Origin of the sequence: Tardiphaga sp. 285_C5_N1_2, assembly GCF_052076065.1 — a bacterium.
Classification (GTDB): domain Bacteria; phylum Pseudomonadota; class Alphaproteobacteria; order Rhizobiales; family Xanthobacteraceae; genus Tardiphaga; species Tardiphaga robiniae.
Window position 1 is genome coordinate 2,173,607 of sequence record NZ_CP197241.1, and the last position, 17,255, is coordinate 2,190,861.

Genomic DNA, 17,255 nt, shown 5'->3' on the forward strand with positions numbered 1-17,255 from the left:
GCACGTCATGTTCAACAAGCATCACAAGTCGCGCACGCATGCGCGCCAGTTCGGTTCAAGGTCTGCAGCCGGCATTACGCTGCTATCGACGCTGTTGCTGGCGGGATGTGCATCGTTCTCGCCTGATGGCGGTATGGGCGTCGTCGCCGGGGTCGCAAGCGAGACCATCAACAAGGACGTGATTGCGATCCGGACGCCGGATGACGCACAACGTGCCGATGCAATCGTCAAAGCCCTGCAGCGGCGGCCACTGACAGTCGACAGCGCGGTCCAGATCGCACTGCTCAGTAATCGCGGGCTGCAGGCCGCCTATAACGAACTGGCGCTGGCTGAGACTGACCTGGTCGGCGACAGCCTGCCGCCCAATCCGACATTCTCGATCTCGCGCATTTCCGGCAACGGCGCGTTGGAAATCGAGCGACAGGTCGTCGGCGATATTCTCGCGCTGGCGACACTGCCGTTCCGCTCCGAGATCGCCCGTCAGCGATTCCAGAAGGCGCAATTGCGCGCCGCGGAGGAGACGCTGCGGCTGGCCGCTGACGTCAGACGCGCCTACTGCCGCGCCGTCGCTGCCAACGAACTTGTCGGCCTGCTGACGGACGCCAAGTCGACGGCGGAAGCCACAGCGAAACTCGCGCAGAAGCTGGGCGAGACCGGATCGCTGAACAAGCTCGACCAAGCCCGCGAGCAGGTATTCTACGCGGAGACGACCGCCGATCTCGCAACGCTCCGCCAGGAGGCCACGAGTTCGCGCGAGCGTTTGATCCGTCTGCTCGGACTCTGGGACACCGACATCAGATTGCCCCAGAAGTTGCCGGTGCTGCCGCGTCAGCCGCTGTCGTTGCCGCGCATCGAGGTCGATGCCGTTGCACACCGCATTGACCTGCAGATCGCCCGCATTGAACTCGCCGCTCTCGCCAAGTCGCTGAACCTCACCGAAGCAAGTCGGTTCGTGACGTTGCTCGACGTCGCCGGCATCGACCGTAAGACGCGTGATCCGGAGGGGACGCCGTTCCGCGAACGCGGCTTCGACGTGCAATTTCAGATTCCGATCTTTGACGGCGGTGAAGTGCGCGTCCGACAGGCGGCGGAGACCTATAACCAGGCCTTCAACCTGTTGACCGAGAAGGCCGTGAATATCCGCTCCGAAGCGCGCGATGCCTTCAGGGTGTATCGCTCGACCTACGATATCGCCGGTCACTACCAGCGCGAGGTGTTGCCGCTGCGCAAGATCATCTCGGACGAGATGCAATTGCGCTTCAGCAGCATGCAGGTCGATGTATTCGCGCTGTTGACCGAGGCCCGCCAACGCATCGCAGCTTTGCGCGCAGCCATTGAAGCCAAACGCAATTTCTGGCTCGCGCAGTCGGAACTGCAGACCGCGATCAATGGCGGCGGCCGCAGCGAACCATCATCCGAAACAAGATCCGCGCCGGCCGCGCAGGCGTCCAGTGGAGGAGGGCACTGAAATGGAGAAAACCATGTTGTCCCGGCGAAACTTTCTCGGCACGGCCACGGTGCTTGCCAGTGCGGCTGCGGTGACCGGCCGCGCCCAGGCGGCGAGTATTCCCGAAGCGCCCATGATGGACAAGGTAACGATGCAGCCACCGCTGCATCCGCCGAGCGGGCCCGACTACAATCCGGTGGTTACGCTCAACGGCTGGACATTGCCGTGGCGTATGAATGGCGACTGGAAGGAATTCCATCTGGTCGCCGAGCCCGTCGAGCGCGAATTCGCGGACGGCATGAAAGCATATCTCTGGGGCTACAACGGCCAGTCGCCGGGGCCGACGATCGAAGCTGTCGAAGGCGACAAGGTTCGCATCTTCGTTACCAACAAACTGCCGGAGCACACCACCGTGCATTGGCACGGTGTGATCCTGCCGAGTGGCATGGACGGCGTCGGCGGCCTGAGCCAGCCACATATCAAGCCCGGCAAGACCTTCGTCTACGAATTCGAGATGAAGCACAGCGGCACGTTCATGTATCACCCGCATTCGGACGAGATGGTCCAGATGGCGATGGGCATGATGGGGATGATGGTTGTGCATCCCCGCGACAACAGCTTCCGGCCCGTCGATCGCGATTTCGTCTTCATCATGAGCAGCTATCTCATCGATCCCGGTACCTATCTGCCGAAGGTCAACGAGATGACCGACTTCAATATGTGGGCGTGGAACAGTCGCGTCTTTCCCGGTATCGATCCGTTGCCGGTGCGTCTCGGCGATCGCGTGCGGATACGGGTCGGCAATCTCACGATGACCAACCATCCGATCCATCTGCATGGGCACAAGTTTGCGGTCAGTTGTACCGATGGCGGATGGGTGCCTGACAGCGCGCAATGGCCGGAAGTCACCACTGACGTGCCGGTAGGCGCGATCCGGGCATTCGACTTTGTCGCCGACAATCCCGGTGATTGGGCGTTCCACTGCCACAAGTCGCATCACACCATGAATGCGATGGGTCACGACGTCAGAAACCTGATCGGCGTCTCCAAAAAGGATCTGGCGAAGGCAGTCGGCAAGCTGGCGCCGGACGCGATGGTGATGGGGTCCACCGGCGGTGCCATGGGCGAGATGGAGATGCCGATGCCTGACAACACGCTGCCGATGATGACGGGATCAGGTCAGTTCGGTGCGATCGAGATGGGCGGCATGTTCAGCGTCATGAAGGTGCGGGACGGACTCGCGCGCGACGATTACCGCGACCCCGGCCCGTATGATTTCCCGAAGGGCACCGTGGCCTATGAGATCGAGGCGCCGCAGAGCGAAGCGCCACGACAGACGGGCGTGAAGGACAAAACCATCAAAGGCCAGGGCCTGAAGCCGATGGACATGAAGAAGGGCATGAAAATGAAGGGAATGTAGGGCCAGGACTGCACATCGTCATCACAGACAACAATCAACACGGAAAACTGAAATGAACGAGACTCGAAAGTACATTGGTCGCGGCGTCATGCTGGCCGCGATGGCTTACGCGGCTGCTGCTGCAGCTCATGACAAGCATGGAGGATATTCGGCTGGCGAACCCGGCGATCCCAAGAAGCCGGCGCGGGAGATCGTCGTCAGCATGAACGAGATGGATTATTCGCCTGCGGTCATTGAGGTCAAGCGCGGCGAGCAGATTCGCTTCGTCATCCGTAACGCGGGGACAGAAGCACATGAATTCCTGCTGGCGACCACGGCAGAGAATCTGAAGCACGGCGAAGCGATGAAGAAAAATCCCGATATGGAGCATGACGAGCCCAACGGCCTGCGTCTCGCTGCCAAGAAGTCCGGGGAAATCCTGTGGAAGTTCTCGAAGGCAGGGACGTTCGAATATTCATGTCTGATCCCGACGCATCGCGAATTGGGGATGACCGGCAAGGTCATCGTGAAATAGCCCGATGCAAACAGCTCAATCTCACGCAAAGGACTGCACTATGAAGACCAATGGATTTGTCGCGCTTGTCGCGTTTGTTGCGCTCTCAATGTTCTGCGTCGCGGGTTATGCGCAGGACGCTGCGGTGCGCGGAGAAGTGAAGAAGATCGATGAAGCGGCAGGCAAGATCACTCTGAAGCACGGTCCGATCAAGAGCCTCGATATGGACGAGGGCATGACCATGGTCTTTCGCGTGAAAGACCCGGCGATGCTGAAATCGGTCAAGGTGGGCGACAAGGTGAAGTTCGATGCCGGTCGCGTCGATGGTCAGATCGTCGTGACCTCCATCCAGAAATCCAAATAGCCGCCGGAAGATGGCGTCCAGGCTGAGCCTGGAACCGCCATCTATCCATCGCCTAATGGCTGACGAAATGACGTGGGCGTCCTCTCCTGAGGCGAGGGCGCCCCGATATCGATGGAACTTGATCGGTGGCGCGTGATTCATTTCTTGCCCGATTCGCCGGGAGGCGCTAACCCCTCGCCATGGGAAAAAGACTGATTCCGCCGGAGCCGGCTGAAATTCACGAAGTGCAACTGCGGGACGCGCTCGAGGAGCGCTATCTCGCTTATGCGCTGTCAACGATCATGCATCGGGCGCTGCCGGATGCGCGGGACGGCTTGAAGCCGGTTCACCGCCGCATCCTCTATGGCATGCGCCTGCTGCGGCTCGACCCGGGTACGCCGTTCAAGAAATCCGCCAAGATCGTCGGCGACGTGATGGGCTCGTTCCATCCGCATGGCGACCAGTCGATCTATGACGCGTTGGTGCGCCTCGCGCAGGACTTCTCGTCACGCTATCCGCTGGTCGACGGCCAGGGCAATTTCGGCAATATCGACGGCGATAGCGCGGCGGCCTATCGTTACACCGAAGCGCGCATGACCGATGTCGCGCGGTTGCTGCTCGAGGGGATCGACGAAGACGCGGTCGAGCTGCGCCCGAACTACGACGGCCAGACCAAAGAGCCGGCCGTGCTGCCGGGCGGTTTCCCGAACCTGTTGGCCAATGGCGCGCAGGGCATCGCGGTCGGCATGGCCACCTCGATCCCGCCGCACAATGTCGCCGAACTCTGCGACGCCGCGCTGCATCTGATCGACAAGCCCGACGCCAAATCGAAATCGCTGATGCGCTGGGTGAAGGGGCCGGACTTCCCGACCGGCGGCATCATCGTCGATTCCAAGGAAAGCATCGCCGAGGCCTATATGACCGGGCGCGGTTCGTTCCGCACTCGCGCCAAGTGGCATGTAGAAGAGGGCGCCCGCGGCGCCTGGAATGTCGTCGTCACCGAGATTCCATGGCTGGTGCAGAAGTCGCGGCTGATCGAGAAGATCGCCGAGCTCTTGAACGACAAGAAGCTGCCGCTGATCGGTGACATCCGCGACGAGTCCGCCGAAGACATCCGCGTCGTCATCGAGCCGAAGACGCGCAATGTCGATGCCGGTCTGGTGATGGAGTCGCTGTTCAAGCTCACCGAGCTCGAAAGCAAGATTCCGCTGAACCTCAACGTGCTGGTCAAGGGCCGCATCCCCAAGGTGCTCGGTCTCGCCGAATGTCTGCGCGAGTGGCTAGATCATCTGCGCGACGTGCTGCTGCGTCGCTCCAATTTCCGCAAGAACCAGATCGAGCATCGCCTGGAAGTGCTCGGTGGTTACCTGATCGCCTATCTCAATATCGATGAAGTCATTCGGATCATCCGCACTGAGGATGAGCCGAAGCCGGCGTTGATGAAGGCGTTCAGCCTGACCGAATTGCAGGCCGAGTCGATCCTGAACATGCGGCTGCGCAGTCTGCGCAAGCTCGAAGAGTTCGAGATCAGGAAAGAAGACAAGGAGCTCCGCGCGGAGCTCAAGGGCATCAACGCGATCCTGAAGTCCGAGACCGAGCAGTGGGCCAAGGTCGGCGAGCAGGTCCGCAAGGTGCGCGACATCTTCGGGCCGAAGACGCCGCTCGGCAAACGCCGCACGGTGTTCGCCGATGCGCCGGAGCACGATCTCGCAGCCCTCGAAGAGTCGCTGGTCGAGCGCGAGCCCGTCACGGTCGTGATTTCCGAGAAGGGCTGGGTCCGCACGCTGAAGGGCCAGGTTGCGGATCTCTCCAACCTGACCTTCAAGACCGACGACAAGCTCGACAAGGCGTTCTTTGCCGAGACCACCTCGAAGCTGATGCTGCTGGCCACCAATGGCCGGTTCTATTCGCTCGACGTGTCGAAGCTGCCGGGCGGTCGCGGCCATGGCGAGCCGATCCGCCTGTTCATCGACATGGAGGGCGATGCCGCCATCGTGTCGATGTTCGTGCACAAGGGCGGCCGCAAGTTCCTGATTGCCAGCCATGACGGTCAGGGCTTCCTCGTCAATGAGGACGACTGCGTCGGCACCACCCGCAAGGGCAAGCAGGTGCTGAATGTCGAGATGCCGAACGAGGCGCGGGCGCTGACGGTGGTCGGGGAAGGCAGCGATCAGGTCGCTGTCATCGGCACCAACCACAAGATGGTGATCTTCCCGCTCGACCAGGTGCCCGAAATGGCGCGTGGCCGCGGCGTGCGTTTGCAGAAGTACACCAGCGCAGGTCTGTCGGATGTCGCCACTTTCGTGGCCAAGGAAGGCCTGACCTGGAAGGATTCGTCCGACCGCGAGCATCGTCTGACCTGGAAGGAATTGGCCGACTGGCGCGGCAACCGTGCGGACGCCGGCCGTCTCGCGACCGGTCTGCCGAAGTCGAACAAGTTCGGCCGGGTGATCGAGTAATCTCGCGCGTTATGACGGTCACCATCTTCCACAATCCCTCCTGCGGGACATCGCGCAATACGCTCGCGATGATCCGTCAGAGTGGGATCGAGCCGGTGGTGATCGACTATCTCAAGATGCCGCCGGATCCCGCCCGGCTGGTTGCGCTCATCGGCGCCATGGGCGGAGGCGTTCGGGCGCTGTTACGTGAGAAGGAAAGTGTCTATGGCGAGCTTGGGCTTGTTGATCCCACGCTCGGCGATGACGCACTGATCGACGCGATCATCGCGCATCCGATCCTGATGAACCGACCCATCGTCGAGACGCCGAAGGGCACGCGATTGTGCCGGCCGGCAGATGTGGTGCTGGAGCTGCTCTAGGGATCCAACTCGCCGATCAAACGACGGCCCCATCCTGAGGAACCGCGCTCTTGCGCGGCGTTTCGAAGGACGGCGGCAAGGTTGGTGTCAACGAGTCCATGGTTCGAGACGAGCGCAAAGGGCGCGCCCCTCACCATGAGGGCTGCAGATCTCGGCGCCAGACGGGCCGCGGCAATTACGTCACCGGCGCGAACTTGAACAGCTTCTCTGGGTTGGTCACCAGCAGTTTGCGTTGAACCGCAGGATCCGGCGCGTAAAGCGGGATCAGATCCACGAGCGTGCCGTCATTGGGCATGATCTTGACATTCGGATGCGGCCAGTCGGTGCCCCACAACACGCGGTCCGGCGCATTGTCGATCAACTGCTTCGCGAACGGCACGGAGTCGTGGAATGGCGCTGCGCCAGCCGAGGCGCGTTCGAGACCTGTAATTTTCATCCAGCACTTATCGTCGCTGGCCTGCAGATCGAGCAGTGCCTTGAATTCGGGATCGTCGAGGCCCTTGGCGGCGCTGATCGTCCCCATGTGATCGATCACGCAGGTCACCGGGAGCGCTTTCAGGATCGGCACGAACTCACGGACTGTGCCGGCTTCGAGATAAATGTCCACATGCCAGCCGATGGCGGCGACGCGGTCGACCAAAGTACGGAAGACCTTCATGTCGCCGACGCCGCCAAGTCGTTTGAGGAAGGCGAAGCGGCAGGCGCGGATGCCGCCTGTGTCGAGCGCCATGAGATCGGCTTCCGACATGCTGTTGTTCACATTGGCGACGCCCCTGTACTTGCCGCCGCTCTGCGCGATCGCGTCGATCACCACGCGGTTGTCAAACCCATGGACGGTCGCATTGACGATGACGGCGCGTTCGACGCCGATCGCTTCATGCAGCTTGCGAAACATCTCAAGCGGAGCGTCAGGCGGCGAGTAGGGGCGCTTGGGCGAGAACGGATACACCGCGGCAGGGCCAAAGATGTGTGTATGCGTATCGACGCTTCCGGCGGGCGCGCGGAATTTTGGAGGAATTGTATTGAGATCGGGGCCTGCAATGGCGGGGATTGCGGGTTCGTCGGCAGCCTGCGCTATTCGGCTTCCAATCACATTTGTGAGGCCAAGTGATGCCATCGCGGCCAGAACGTCACGTCGGTGCATTTAGTCTCCTTGCGTCTGCATGCGCTGCGCATGCGCCAGACGTGAATCATCGATGCATGTGTCGCCGTAGAGCGGCACCTGCAAATTTGTTGGCTGTCGAAACGATATATGTCTCTGCGGGAATGCGAGCGGCGCTCATGGCCGGACGATGAATCTCTGCAGCGTTTTCACCCTGAAAGTTATTTGTTGAAATCCAGAGCGCGCATGACGTGCAACGGAAACAGACCGCATTAAAGCTAGTGGGGGTAAATTTATGAAACAAATGAGAAATTCGCGATAATAGCGCTATCTCGTGCATATATTGCAAATCCGTAAGGTCGCCTGAATTCGAACTGCTTGCTATCGAATTGTAATAGGCGTATCGCCGCAGCCCGACGAAGCGGCGCGTCGATCGTGCGAAGAATGATAGTTCGGAGGAAATCCCATGGCGTACACCAATCGCAGGACCATCTTGCAGGCAGCTGCTGCGCTCCCGGCTCTGGCTGCAGCGGGGCGTGGTGCCTTGGCTGCAGAGCCAGCTGCCAGTGAGGCGCCGAAGAAGGTCGCATCTGCTCCGCCGCATGTGACGCAGATTCTCGCGCATTACATCGTCAATGCCAAATACGATGACCTTCCGGTTAATGTTCGCAAGGAAGGCGTGCGCACGCTGTTGAACTGGGCCGGTGTCGCCATTGGCGGTTCGCATCATCAGACGGTGGGCATCGCGGCGTCGGCGCTGGCGCCATTCTCCGGTCCGGCGAAGGCCTCGCTGTTCGGGCGCAACGAACGCTTCGACATCATGAACGCCGCTTTCATCAATGGTGTCTCAAGTCACATCTTCGATTATGACGACACCCATCTGAAGACGATCATTCATCCGGCTGGTCCAGTCGCATCTGCGATTCTGGCGATTGCGGAAATGAAGCCGGTGTCCGGCAAGGATTTCCTCAATGCGCTGGTGCTCGGTATCGAGACCGAATGCCGGATCGGCAATGCCGTTTATCCGAACCACTATGACGTTGGCTGGCACATCACCGGCACCGCCGGCGTATTTGGCTCGGCCGCCGCGGCTGGCAAGCTGCTCGGTCTCAACGAACAGCAGATGATCTGGGCGCTGGGGCTCGCCGCCTCGCAGCCTGTGGGCCTGCGGGAGTCCTTCGGTTCGATGAACAAGAGCTTCAATCCCGGCCGTGCTGCCAGCAACGGCATCTTTGCCGCTATCCTTGCGTCAAAGAATTACACCAGCTCAGATGGCATGATCGAGGCCAAGCGCGGCTGGGCCAATGCCATCAGCACCAAGCAGGACTATGCCGAGATCACCGAGGGGCTCGGCAAGCGTTACGAGTCAGCGCTCAACACCTACAAGCCGTTTGCCTGCGGCATCGTCCTGCATCCGCTGATCGACGCGGCGATCCAGCTCAGGAATGAGAACAAGCTGACGCCGGATATGATCAAGCAGGTCGACGTGAAGGTTCATCCGCTGGTGCTCGAGCTTACCGGCAAGAAGACCCCCAGGGAGGGGCTCGAAGGAAAATTCAGCGTCTACCATGCGGTTGCCATCGCCTTTATCGAAGGCGCCGGCGGCGAGAAGCAGTTCAGCGATGGGGCGGTGCGCGACGCGAAGACGATCGAATTGCGCGGCAAAGTCGTTCCGACTGTCGATCAATCGATCAAGCCGGAACAGGTTGAGATGTCCGTCGAGTTGAATGACGGGCGCGTGCTCAAGAAGCGGATCGAGCACGCCATTGGCAGCCTCGAGAAGCCCATGAGCGATGCCGATCTCGAACGCAAGTTCAAGGATCTCGCTGAAGGAATCCTGCCGCACAAACAGGCAGCAAAGGTGATGGAGCTGTGCTGGAAAATCGAAAGCCTGGCCAGCGCAGGTGACGTCGCTCGGGCAGGCGCAAAGTCAGGCGCTTAGTAAATTTTGTCTTATCCATACGCTTACGTCATTGGTGCAGTGACGTAGGTGCGTCTACCGGAATACCGCGTTCCGGAATATGCGTCGTGTGAGGCGTCGTTGCCTCGAATTGGTCAACCAATCCACCTTCATCGTCAAAGGTTCACATGCCCCAGCGCCGTACGCCGTCACGCCGTCGCGTTCTTCAGTCCGCCAGTGCTCTCGCCGCATTGACGCTTTCGCCGCCCATCATTCGCAACGCTGCAGCGGCAGATGCGAAGGCCGCCGCGGCAGGTGCGGATGTCACCGGGCGTCTTGCGCGCTACATGGTCTCGGCGCGCGACAAGGCGCTTCCTGATGTGGTGATGACGGAATGCAAACACCGCATCCTCGATACGTTCGGCGCGATGGTCTCCGGTGCGCGGATGCATCCGGGCGAGATGGCCCTGAAATATGTTCGCGGGCTCGGCGGCGAACAGCAGGCGTCGGTGATCGGATCCAGTTTCCGCACTACCGCCGTCAACGCCGCGCTGGCCAATGCCATGTGCGCGCATGCGGACGAGACCGATGATTTCGAGCCGGTCACCAAGGCGCATCCGGGAAGCGCTGTCGTGCCGTCCGCGCTGGCGATGGCGGAAAAGGAAGGTGGCCGGTCGGGCATCGAATTCATTCGGGCCGTGACGCTGGGATATGATCTCACTTGCCGGCTGTTGATGGCGCTCGGACCTGACCTCGTGCGCGGCAGCCATCGTAGCGCGGAAGGGACGAGTTCCACCTTCGGTTCTCTTGGTGCAGCCGCGTCGCTGGCTCGGCTGGACGAGAAGGGTATGCGTTATGCGATCTCCTATTCCTCGCAGCAGGTGGCTGGTCTGTGGAGCTGGGTGAAGGACGAGGATCACGTCGAGAAGGCTTTCGACTTCGCGGGCATGGGCGCCCGCAACGGCCTGACCGCCGTGACCATGGTTCAGGCCGGATTGACCGGCGTTCATGATGTGCTGGATGGCACGCATAATCTCTTCATTGCGCTGTCCACCGATCCGAAGCCGGAAGAGATGCTCGCTGGTCTTGGCAGCCGCTTCTACGTCACTGAAACGGCGATCAAGACATTCTCGGTCGGCTATCCCATCCAATCGCCTCTCGACGCCATCCTGACCCTGCGCAAGCAGAACGGCCTGACGCCGGGCAATGTGAAGAGCATCCTTGTCAAGATCCCGACCGATGCGACAGGGATCGTCGGCACCAGCGCGATGCCCGACGTCAACTGCCCGCATCTGGTGGCGGTCGCGCTTGTCAAGGGTGCCGTGTCGTTCGTCGACAGCCATGACCAGGCGCTGATGAAGGATTCCAAGATCCTTGAGCAGCGCGCCAAGGTAACCGTGGTCGGCGACAAGGCTCTGATGGACCCTGCCGCGCCGCGCGGTGCCATCGTCGAAGTGACGATGATGGACGGGAAAAAGGTCGAGCACTTCACCAAGTTCCCGCCCGGCACCAAGGAAAATCCGCTGAGCACCGACGCCGTCAGTGCGAAGACCCGTGACTTGATCGCGCCGGTTCTCGGGGCCGAAAAGGCGAAGAAGCTGATCGATCAGATCAACAATCTGGAGAAGGTCAAGGATATCCGCTCGCTGCGGCCACTGTTCACGGCCTGATACCCGATACGCGAAGCGCTGGGATCAATTTACCCCAGCGCCTCTTCCTTGACGCGGCTCGCCAGCACCTTGTCGATGCGGCGGCCGTCGAGGTCCATGACCTCGAACCGCCAGGCATGCGAGACGATCTCGTCGCCGACCTCGGGAATCTTGCCGAACTCCTGCAACAGAAATCCTGCAAAGGTCTGATAGGGGCGCGACTGCGCGGGCAAGTCGATGCCGAGCAGGGCGGCGAACTCCACCGCGGGCATCCAGCCGGAGATGAGGTAGGAGCCGTCCTCGCGTTTGTGGAAGGCGACCTCGGCCGGGCCTTCCTCGGTGTGAAAGGCGCCGACAATCGACTCCAGAATATCCGCTGATGTCACCACCCCCTGGAACACGCCGTATTCATCATGCACGAGGCCGATATGGAATGGCGAGTCACGCAGGATCGCCACCACGTCGCGCGCATCGACCGTGTCGGGAATGACCGGAGCCTCGCGCACCAGCGCGCGGATGTCCGGCGTCTTGCCGCTCAAATACACATCGAGCAGATCCTTGGCCTGAACGATGCCGATGGCGGAATCGCCGTCGCCATCGAACACCGCAAAGCGCGAATGCGAGCTGCCCGCGAGTTCGGCCTGGATGGTCTCGATGGGATCGGCAAGATCGATCATCGCCACTTCATGGCGCGGTGTCATCACGGCGCCGACGGGCAGGTCGCCGAGGCGCATCACGCCTGCGATCATTTCCTTTTCGCCGGGCTCAAGCACGCCGGCGGTTTCCGCTTCGGTCACGAGCGTGCGGATTTCGTCTTCGCTGACCTTCTCCTCGGCTTCACCGCGCTGCCCAAGTAGAAACAGGATCGCCTTGCCGGAACGATCGAGCAGCCACACCAGCGGCAGCGAGATTTTTGCGAGCAGCACCATGGCGGGCGCAACGCGCACGGCTACGGCCTCGGGATCGCGCAACGCGATCTGCTTCGGCACGAGTTCGCCGATGATCAGCGAAGCGTAAGTAATGACCGATACGACGATGCCGACGCCGAGCGTATCGGCGAGGCCTTTCGATACGCCAAGGTCAAGCAACAATATCGTGAGACGCTGGCCCAGCGTCGCACCGGAGAAGGCGCCCGACAATACGCCGATCAGCGTGATGCCGATCTGCACGGTGGAGAGGAACTTGCCGGGATCGGAGGCCAGCGCCAGAGCGCGGCGAGAGCCTGTCACACCTTTTTCAACCAAGGCGGCGAGGCGGGCAGGGCGGGAGGATACGATCGCCAGCTCAGACATTGCGAGCAGGCCGTTGACGACGATCAGGACCGCAACGATCCCGAGTTCGAGAGATAACACGCTCAATCCTTTTGGATGATGGGCAGGTATTATAGTCGATCCGCTTATCTCGCGCCATGGTGGCAAGTGGCGTTGCGACACTCCGCCGGGCGGGTTGAATTCCTCGGTGCGCCCATAGGTCGCTCCCCCCGAACCGACGCCTTGCACGCGCGCGCGTCCCGCAGCAGGACGTTATTATAACGTCGGTATGACGCGAGGCGTCGCGTGGATGTGGCAAGACAATGGCCGCAGGATAGCAGCCCATTCGGGCATCAATTATTTCGCTTGATGTCGAATTGATATAGCGCATGATGACGGCCATATCGCGTGTCGTGGCGGGGGTCTGGTTTTGAAACATTCAATCAGTTTGTCGCGATCATATGACGTTGGAAATGCCTTTGCGTCGTGTTTGTCGGTCGTAACGCCTGTTGTGGCTCTTCTCCTGCTCGCCGGCTGCGGCAAGAAGGAAGAGGCCGCTGCACCTCCGCCGCCATCGGTCACGGTCGCCAATCCCACCAAGAAGGTCACGACCGATTGGGATGAATTCACCGGCCGCTTCGATGCGATCGAACAGGTGCAGATACGCGCCCGCGTAACCGGCTTCGTTACCAAGGTTGCTTTCACGGATGGTGCCGTCGTCAAGGCCGGCGATCTGCTGTACGAAATCGATCCGCGCCAGTATCAGGCTGCAGCAGAGCAGGCGCAGGGCCAGCTCGACGATGCCAAGGCCAAGGTCGTGCTGGCGGAGAAGGAGCTGGAGCGCGCCACCACGCTGATCAAGACCCAGGCGATCTCCGAAAATATCGTCGATCAACGCAGCCAGGCAATAGCTGCCGCGCAGGCAGCGACGCTGCAGGCCGAAGGTGCACTGAAGCAAGCTCAACTCAATGTCGAATATACCAAGGTCGTCGCGCCGATCGCCGGCCGCGTCAGCCGTCATCTCGTGACAGTCGGCAACCTGGTGCAAGGCAGCGAGAGTGGCGCGACGCTGCTGACCTCGATCGTGTCGCTGAGCCCCATCTACGTCTATTTCGACACCGATGAAGCCACTTACGTCCGTAACAGCAAGCTGTGGTTTGAGGGCAAGCGGCCGAGCTCGCGCGATACGCCCAATCCCGTGCAGATCACGCTGGTCGGCGAAACCAAGCCGTCGCACGAGGGCAAGATGGATTTCCTCGACAACCGGCTCGACGTCGGTACGGGCACACTGCGCGGTCGTGCCATTGTCGACAACAAGGATCTCTCCATCCTGCCTGGCCAGTTCGCCCGGGTCCGGGTCATTGCCAGCGGCGAATATGAAGCGCTGTTGATTCCTGATGCTGCGGTCGCCAACGACCAATCACGCAAGATCGTGATGGTGGTGAAAGCCGATGACACGGTGGAAGCGCGGCCTGTGACACTCGGGCCGCTGGATGGCGGATTGCGGGTGATCAGGGAAGGGCTCAAACCCGACGATCGGGTAATCGTCGACGGGATTCAGCGCGCCCGTGTGGGCGCCAAGGTGGCGCCGAAGATGGCGGCCGCGACGCCCGCACCAGCAGCTGGCACAAAGCCATGAATCTGGGCAGCCTCTCCGTCAACCGGCCCATCCTGGCGATGGTGCTCTCCATCGTGCTGCTGATCGTCGGCGCGCTTGCTTACACGACCTTGCCGGTTGCGGAATATCCGCAGGTGGCGCCGCCGACCGTGGTCGTGACCACGCAATATCCCGGCGCATCGGCACAGACAGTGTCGGACACCGTGGCGACGCCGATCGAACAGGAGATCAACGGCGTTGAGGATATGCTGTATATCTACAGCCAGGCCACCTCGAACGGCCAGCTCAACATCACCGTGACTTTCAAGCTCGGCACCGATCTGGATAAAGCCCAGGTGCTGGTGCAGAACCGCGTGGCCATCGCGCAGCCGCGGCTGCCGGAGGAGGTCCAGCGCAACGGCGTCGTCACCCGCAAGAACAGTCCCGACCTGATGATGGTCGTGTTCATGCTGTCGCCTAACGACACTTACGACCAGCTCTACATTTCGAATTACGCGCTGCGTCAGGTCCGCGATCCGCTCCTGCGCCTCGATGGCATCGGCGACATTACCATCTTCGGCGCGCGCGATTATTCGATGCGGCTGTGGCTGGATCCTGACAAGATTGCCACGCTGGGCATGACCGCAGGCGACGTGCTGACTGCCATCCGCGCGCAGAATTTGCAGATTGCGGGCGGCCAGGTCGCCGAGCCGCCGATTGCAGATCGCGCGTTTCAGCCTAACCTGACCTTCACCGGTCGTCTGAAGGAGCCGCGGCAGTTCGAGGACATCGTACTGAAAGCCGGCGACGATGGCCGTCTGGTGCGTCTCCGCGATGTCGCGCGCGTCGAGATAGGCGCGCTGTCGTCGACCACCAACGGCTTCCTGTTGCGCAAGGAAGCGGTGGCCATGCTGGTCTATCAGCGTCCGGGTTCCAACGCGTTGGCGACCGCGAAGAACATCGAAGAGGAGATGAAGAAGCTCAAGGCCGATTTTCCGAAGGGGCTGGACTACAATATCGGCTACAACCCGACCGAATTCATCGCACAGTCTGTCTCGGAGCTGATCAAGACTATCTATGAAGCTATGGTGTTGGTGGTCATCGTCGTGCTGGTGTTCCTGCAGGGCTGGCGACCGGCGATCATTCCCATCATCGCCATTCCGGTGTCGCTGGTCGGCACATTCGCTGTGATGGCCGCGCTGGGCTTCTCGATCAACAACCTTACTCTGTTCGGGCTTGTGCTCGCGGTCGGCATTGTCGTCGACGACGCCATCGTGGTGGTGGAAAATGTCGAGCGCCATCTCGGCGACGGCATGAGCCGGCGTGACGCGGCACTGCTGACCATGGACGAGGTCGGCGGCGCGCTGATCTCGATCGCGCTGGTGCTGTGTGCGGTGTTCGTGCCCACGGCATTTCTCGGCGGCATCTCCGGGCAGTTCTTCCAGCAATTCGCTATCACGATTGCGGTCGCAACGGCGATCTCATGCTTCTGTTCGCTGACGCTGTCGCCGGCACTGGCATCGCTGATCCTGCAGCCGCATCACGAGAAGAAGCCGCCGGCGAGCTGGAATTTTCTGGCACGAGGATGGGCGGCGTTTACCGGCGTGTTCAATCGCGGTTTCGACCGCCTGTCGCATGCCTATGGCGGCCTCGCAGGCTTCGTCATCAAGCATTCGGCGCTGATGCTGATCCTGTATGTCGCCCTGATCGGCTCCGCCGGCTGGCTACTTTACGCTACGCCGCAGGGCTTCATTCCAGCCCAGGACCGTGGCTACGTCATCGTGGTCGCGCAATTGCCCGGTGCCTCGTCGCTTGCGCGCACGACGGCGATCGTCAAGCAGATCGAAGGCATCGTGCTGGATACGCCCGGTGTCGCGCGCATGCCGGCGCTGGCCGGCCTGTCCGGTGCGACCTTCACCCAAGCCGGCAATGCGGCCGCCATGTTCCCCGTGTTCGAGAATCCCGAGGAGCGCGCCAAGAAGGGGCTGAGCGCGGGAGCCATCACGGCTGAATTGCGCAAGCGCCTCTCGGTGATCGAAGGCGCTTTCATCATCGTGCTGCCGCCACCCGCGGTGCCGGGTATCGGCACCGGCGGTGGTTTCGCCATGCGGATCGAGGATCGTCAGGGCAGGGGGCCGCAGCTGCTGGCCGCGGCGACCGATGAGCTCGTCAATGCCGCGCGCCGTGCGCCCGGCCTGACGTCGGTGTTCTCGCCGTTCTCCGCCAACACGCCGCAGGTGTTCGTCGATATCGACCGCCAGAAGGCGCAGATGCTGGGCGTGCCCATGCAGAATGTGACCGAGGCGATCGAGACCTATTTCGGCTCGACCTATGTCAACGACTTCAACATTCTCGGCCGTACCTATCATGTCACGGCGCAGGCCGATTATCCGTTCCGCAAGGAAACGGCGGATCTGGCGCGGCTGCAGACCCGCAACAGCGCCGGCAATATGGTGATGCTGGGCAGTGTCGTGAATTTCAGCGACACGGCAGGTCCGGACCGCGTCGCGCGTTACAATCTGTATCCCTCCTCGGAACTGCAGGGCGACACGCTGCCGGGCACCAGCTCGGCCACAGCGCTGGCGACCATGAAGAAGCTCGCGGACGACACGCTGCCGAGCGGCTTCGCATTCGAGTGGACCGATCTGTCCTATCAGCAATCGACCGGCGCCAAGGCCGGTCTCTATATTTTCCCGATCTGCGTGCTGTTCGTGTTCCTGGTGCTGGCCGCGCAATATGGCAGCTGGACATTGCCGTTCACGATCATCCTGATCGTGCCGATGTGCCTGCTCGCGGCCACCATCGGCGTACGCATCATGGGGCAGGACATCAACATCCTCACCCAGATCGGTTTCGTCGTGCTGGTCGGCTTGGCGGCAAAGAATGCGATCCTGATCGTCGAGTTTGCCCGCGACATCGAGCAGGAAGGCCGCGATCAGCTCGAAGCCGTGATCGAGGCCTGCCGTTTGCGTATCCGCCCGATCCTGATGACGTCCTTTGCCTTCATTCTCGGCGTGCTGCCACTTGTGATCTCGTCGGGCTCAGGCTCGGAGATGCGTCAGGCCGTTGGTGTCGCGGTGTTCTTCGGCATGATCGGCGTCACGATCTTCGGCCTCGTTTTCACGCCGGTCTTCTACATCCTGATCCGGCGTCTGTTCCCCGGCTCCGTCGAGATCCACGCCAAGGGGCAAGGCGCGCATGGTTAAAGCGCGGCAGGATGGGTTTCGCAAAGGCTC

At 61.3% G+C, this 17,255-nt stretch carries 12 protein-coding genes; 10 read left to right on the forward strand and 2 right to left on the reverse strand.

All coding sequences use genetic code 11. The annotated features are described in order from the left end of the window. The first annotated feature begins 7 nt into the window (after positions 1–7). The 6 genes from AB7951_RS10400 to arsC all read left to right on the forward strand — a co-directional run bounded on the left by AB7951_RS10400 (position 8) and on the right by arsC (position 6,521). On the forward strand, positions 8–1,468 hold the full coding sequence (locus tag AB7951_RS10400) for a TolC family protein (protein WP_120292120.1): 1,461 nt from the start codon (positions 8–10) through the stop codon (positions 1,466–1,468). Positions 1,469–1,481: 13 nt separating this feature from the next. Continuing rightward, positions 1,482–2,867, forward strand: coding sequence for a copper oxidase (locus tag AB7951_RS10405; protein WP_120292513.1), 1,386 nt, complete (start codon positions 1,482–1,484; stop codon positions 2,865–2,867). A gap of 52 nt (positions 2,868–2,919) precedes the next feature. Then, complete coding sequence (locus AB7951_RS10410) at positions 2,920–3,381, forward strand: cupredoxin family protein (protein WP_439061702.1); 462 nt, start codon at positions 2,920–2,922, stop codon at positions 3,379–3,381. A 40-nt stretch (positions 3,382–3,421) separates the two neighbouring features. Beyond that, positions 3,422–3,724, forward strand: coding sequence for a copper-binding protein (locus tag AB7951_RS10415; protein WP_093761412.1), 303 nt, complete (start codon positions 3,422–3,424; stop codon positions 3,722–3,724). A 179-nt stretch (positions 3,725–3,903) separates the two neighbouring features. Then, positions 3,904–6,162: a DNA topoisomerase IV subunit A gene (gene parC / locus AB7951_RS10420; protein ID WP_120292122.1), complete on the forward strand. Its 2,259-nt coding sequence runs from the start codon at positions 3,904–3,906 to the stop codon at positions 6,160–6,162. Between the two features lie 11 nt (positions 6,163–6,173). After that, positions 6,174–6,521: an arsenate reductase (glutaredoxin) gene (gene arsC / locus AB7951_RS10425; protein WP_120292124.1), complete on the forward strand. Its 348-nt coding sequence runs from the start codon at positions 6,174–6,176 to the stop codon at positions 6,519–6,521. A gap of 175 nt (positions 6,522–6,696) precedes the next feature. Here arsC and AB7951_RS10430 read toward each other — a convergent pair whose 3' ends face one another. Further along, positions 6,697–7,665 (reverse strand): amidohydrolase family protein, encoded by a 969-nt coding sequence (locus AB7951_RS10430; RefSeq protein ID WP_120292126.1) that lies wholly within the window; start codon positions 7,663–7,665, stop codon positions 6,697–6,699. Between the two features lie 424 nt (positions 7,666–8,089). Here AB7951_RS10430 and AB7951_RS10435 point away from each other — a divergent pair, with 424 nt between their 5' ends. Next, positions 8,090–9,565 (forward strand): MmgE/PrpD family protein, encoded by a 1,476-nt coding sequence (locus AB7951_RS10435; RefSeq protein WP_120292128.1) that lies wholly within the window; start codon positions 8,090–8,092, stop codon positions 9,563–9,565. A gap of 146 nt (positions 9,566–9,711) precedes the next feature. Continuing rightward, positions 9,712–11,193, forward strand: a complete 1,482-nt coding sequence (locus AB7951_RS10440; RefSeq protein ID WP_120292130.1) for an MmgE/PrpD family protein — start codon at positions 9,712–9,714, stop codon at positions 11,191–11,193. 29 nt (positions 11,194–11,222) lie between these two features. Here AB7951_RS10440 and AB7951_RS10445 read toward each other — a convergent pair whose 3' ends face one another. Then, positions 11,223–12,524, reverse strand: a complete 1,302-nt coding sequence (locus tag AB7951_RS10445) for a hemolysin family protein (RefSeq protein ID WP_120292132.1) — start codon at positions 12,522–12,524, stop codon at positions 11,223–11,225. A gap of 388 nt (positions 12,525–12,912) precedes the next feature. On the opposite strand from AB7951_RS10445, the gene AB7951_RS10450 reads away from it, so the two are divergent. Next, complete coding sequence (locus tag AB7951_RS10450; RefSeq protein WP_439061700.1) at positions 12,913–14,061, forward strand: efflux RND transporter periplasmic adaptor subunit; 1,149 nt, start codon at positions 12,913–12,915, stop codon at positions 14,059–14,061. Continuing rightward, entirely contained in the window at positions 14,058–17,225 is a 3,168-nt protein-coding gene (locus tag AB7951_RS10455) for an efflux RND transporter permease subunit (RefSeq protein WP_120292134.1), read from the forward strand. Before AB7951_RS10450 ends, AB7951_RS10455 begins: the two co-directional genes overlap by 4 nt. The last annotated feature ends 30 nt before the right edge of the window (positions 17,226–17,255 follow it).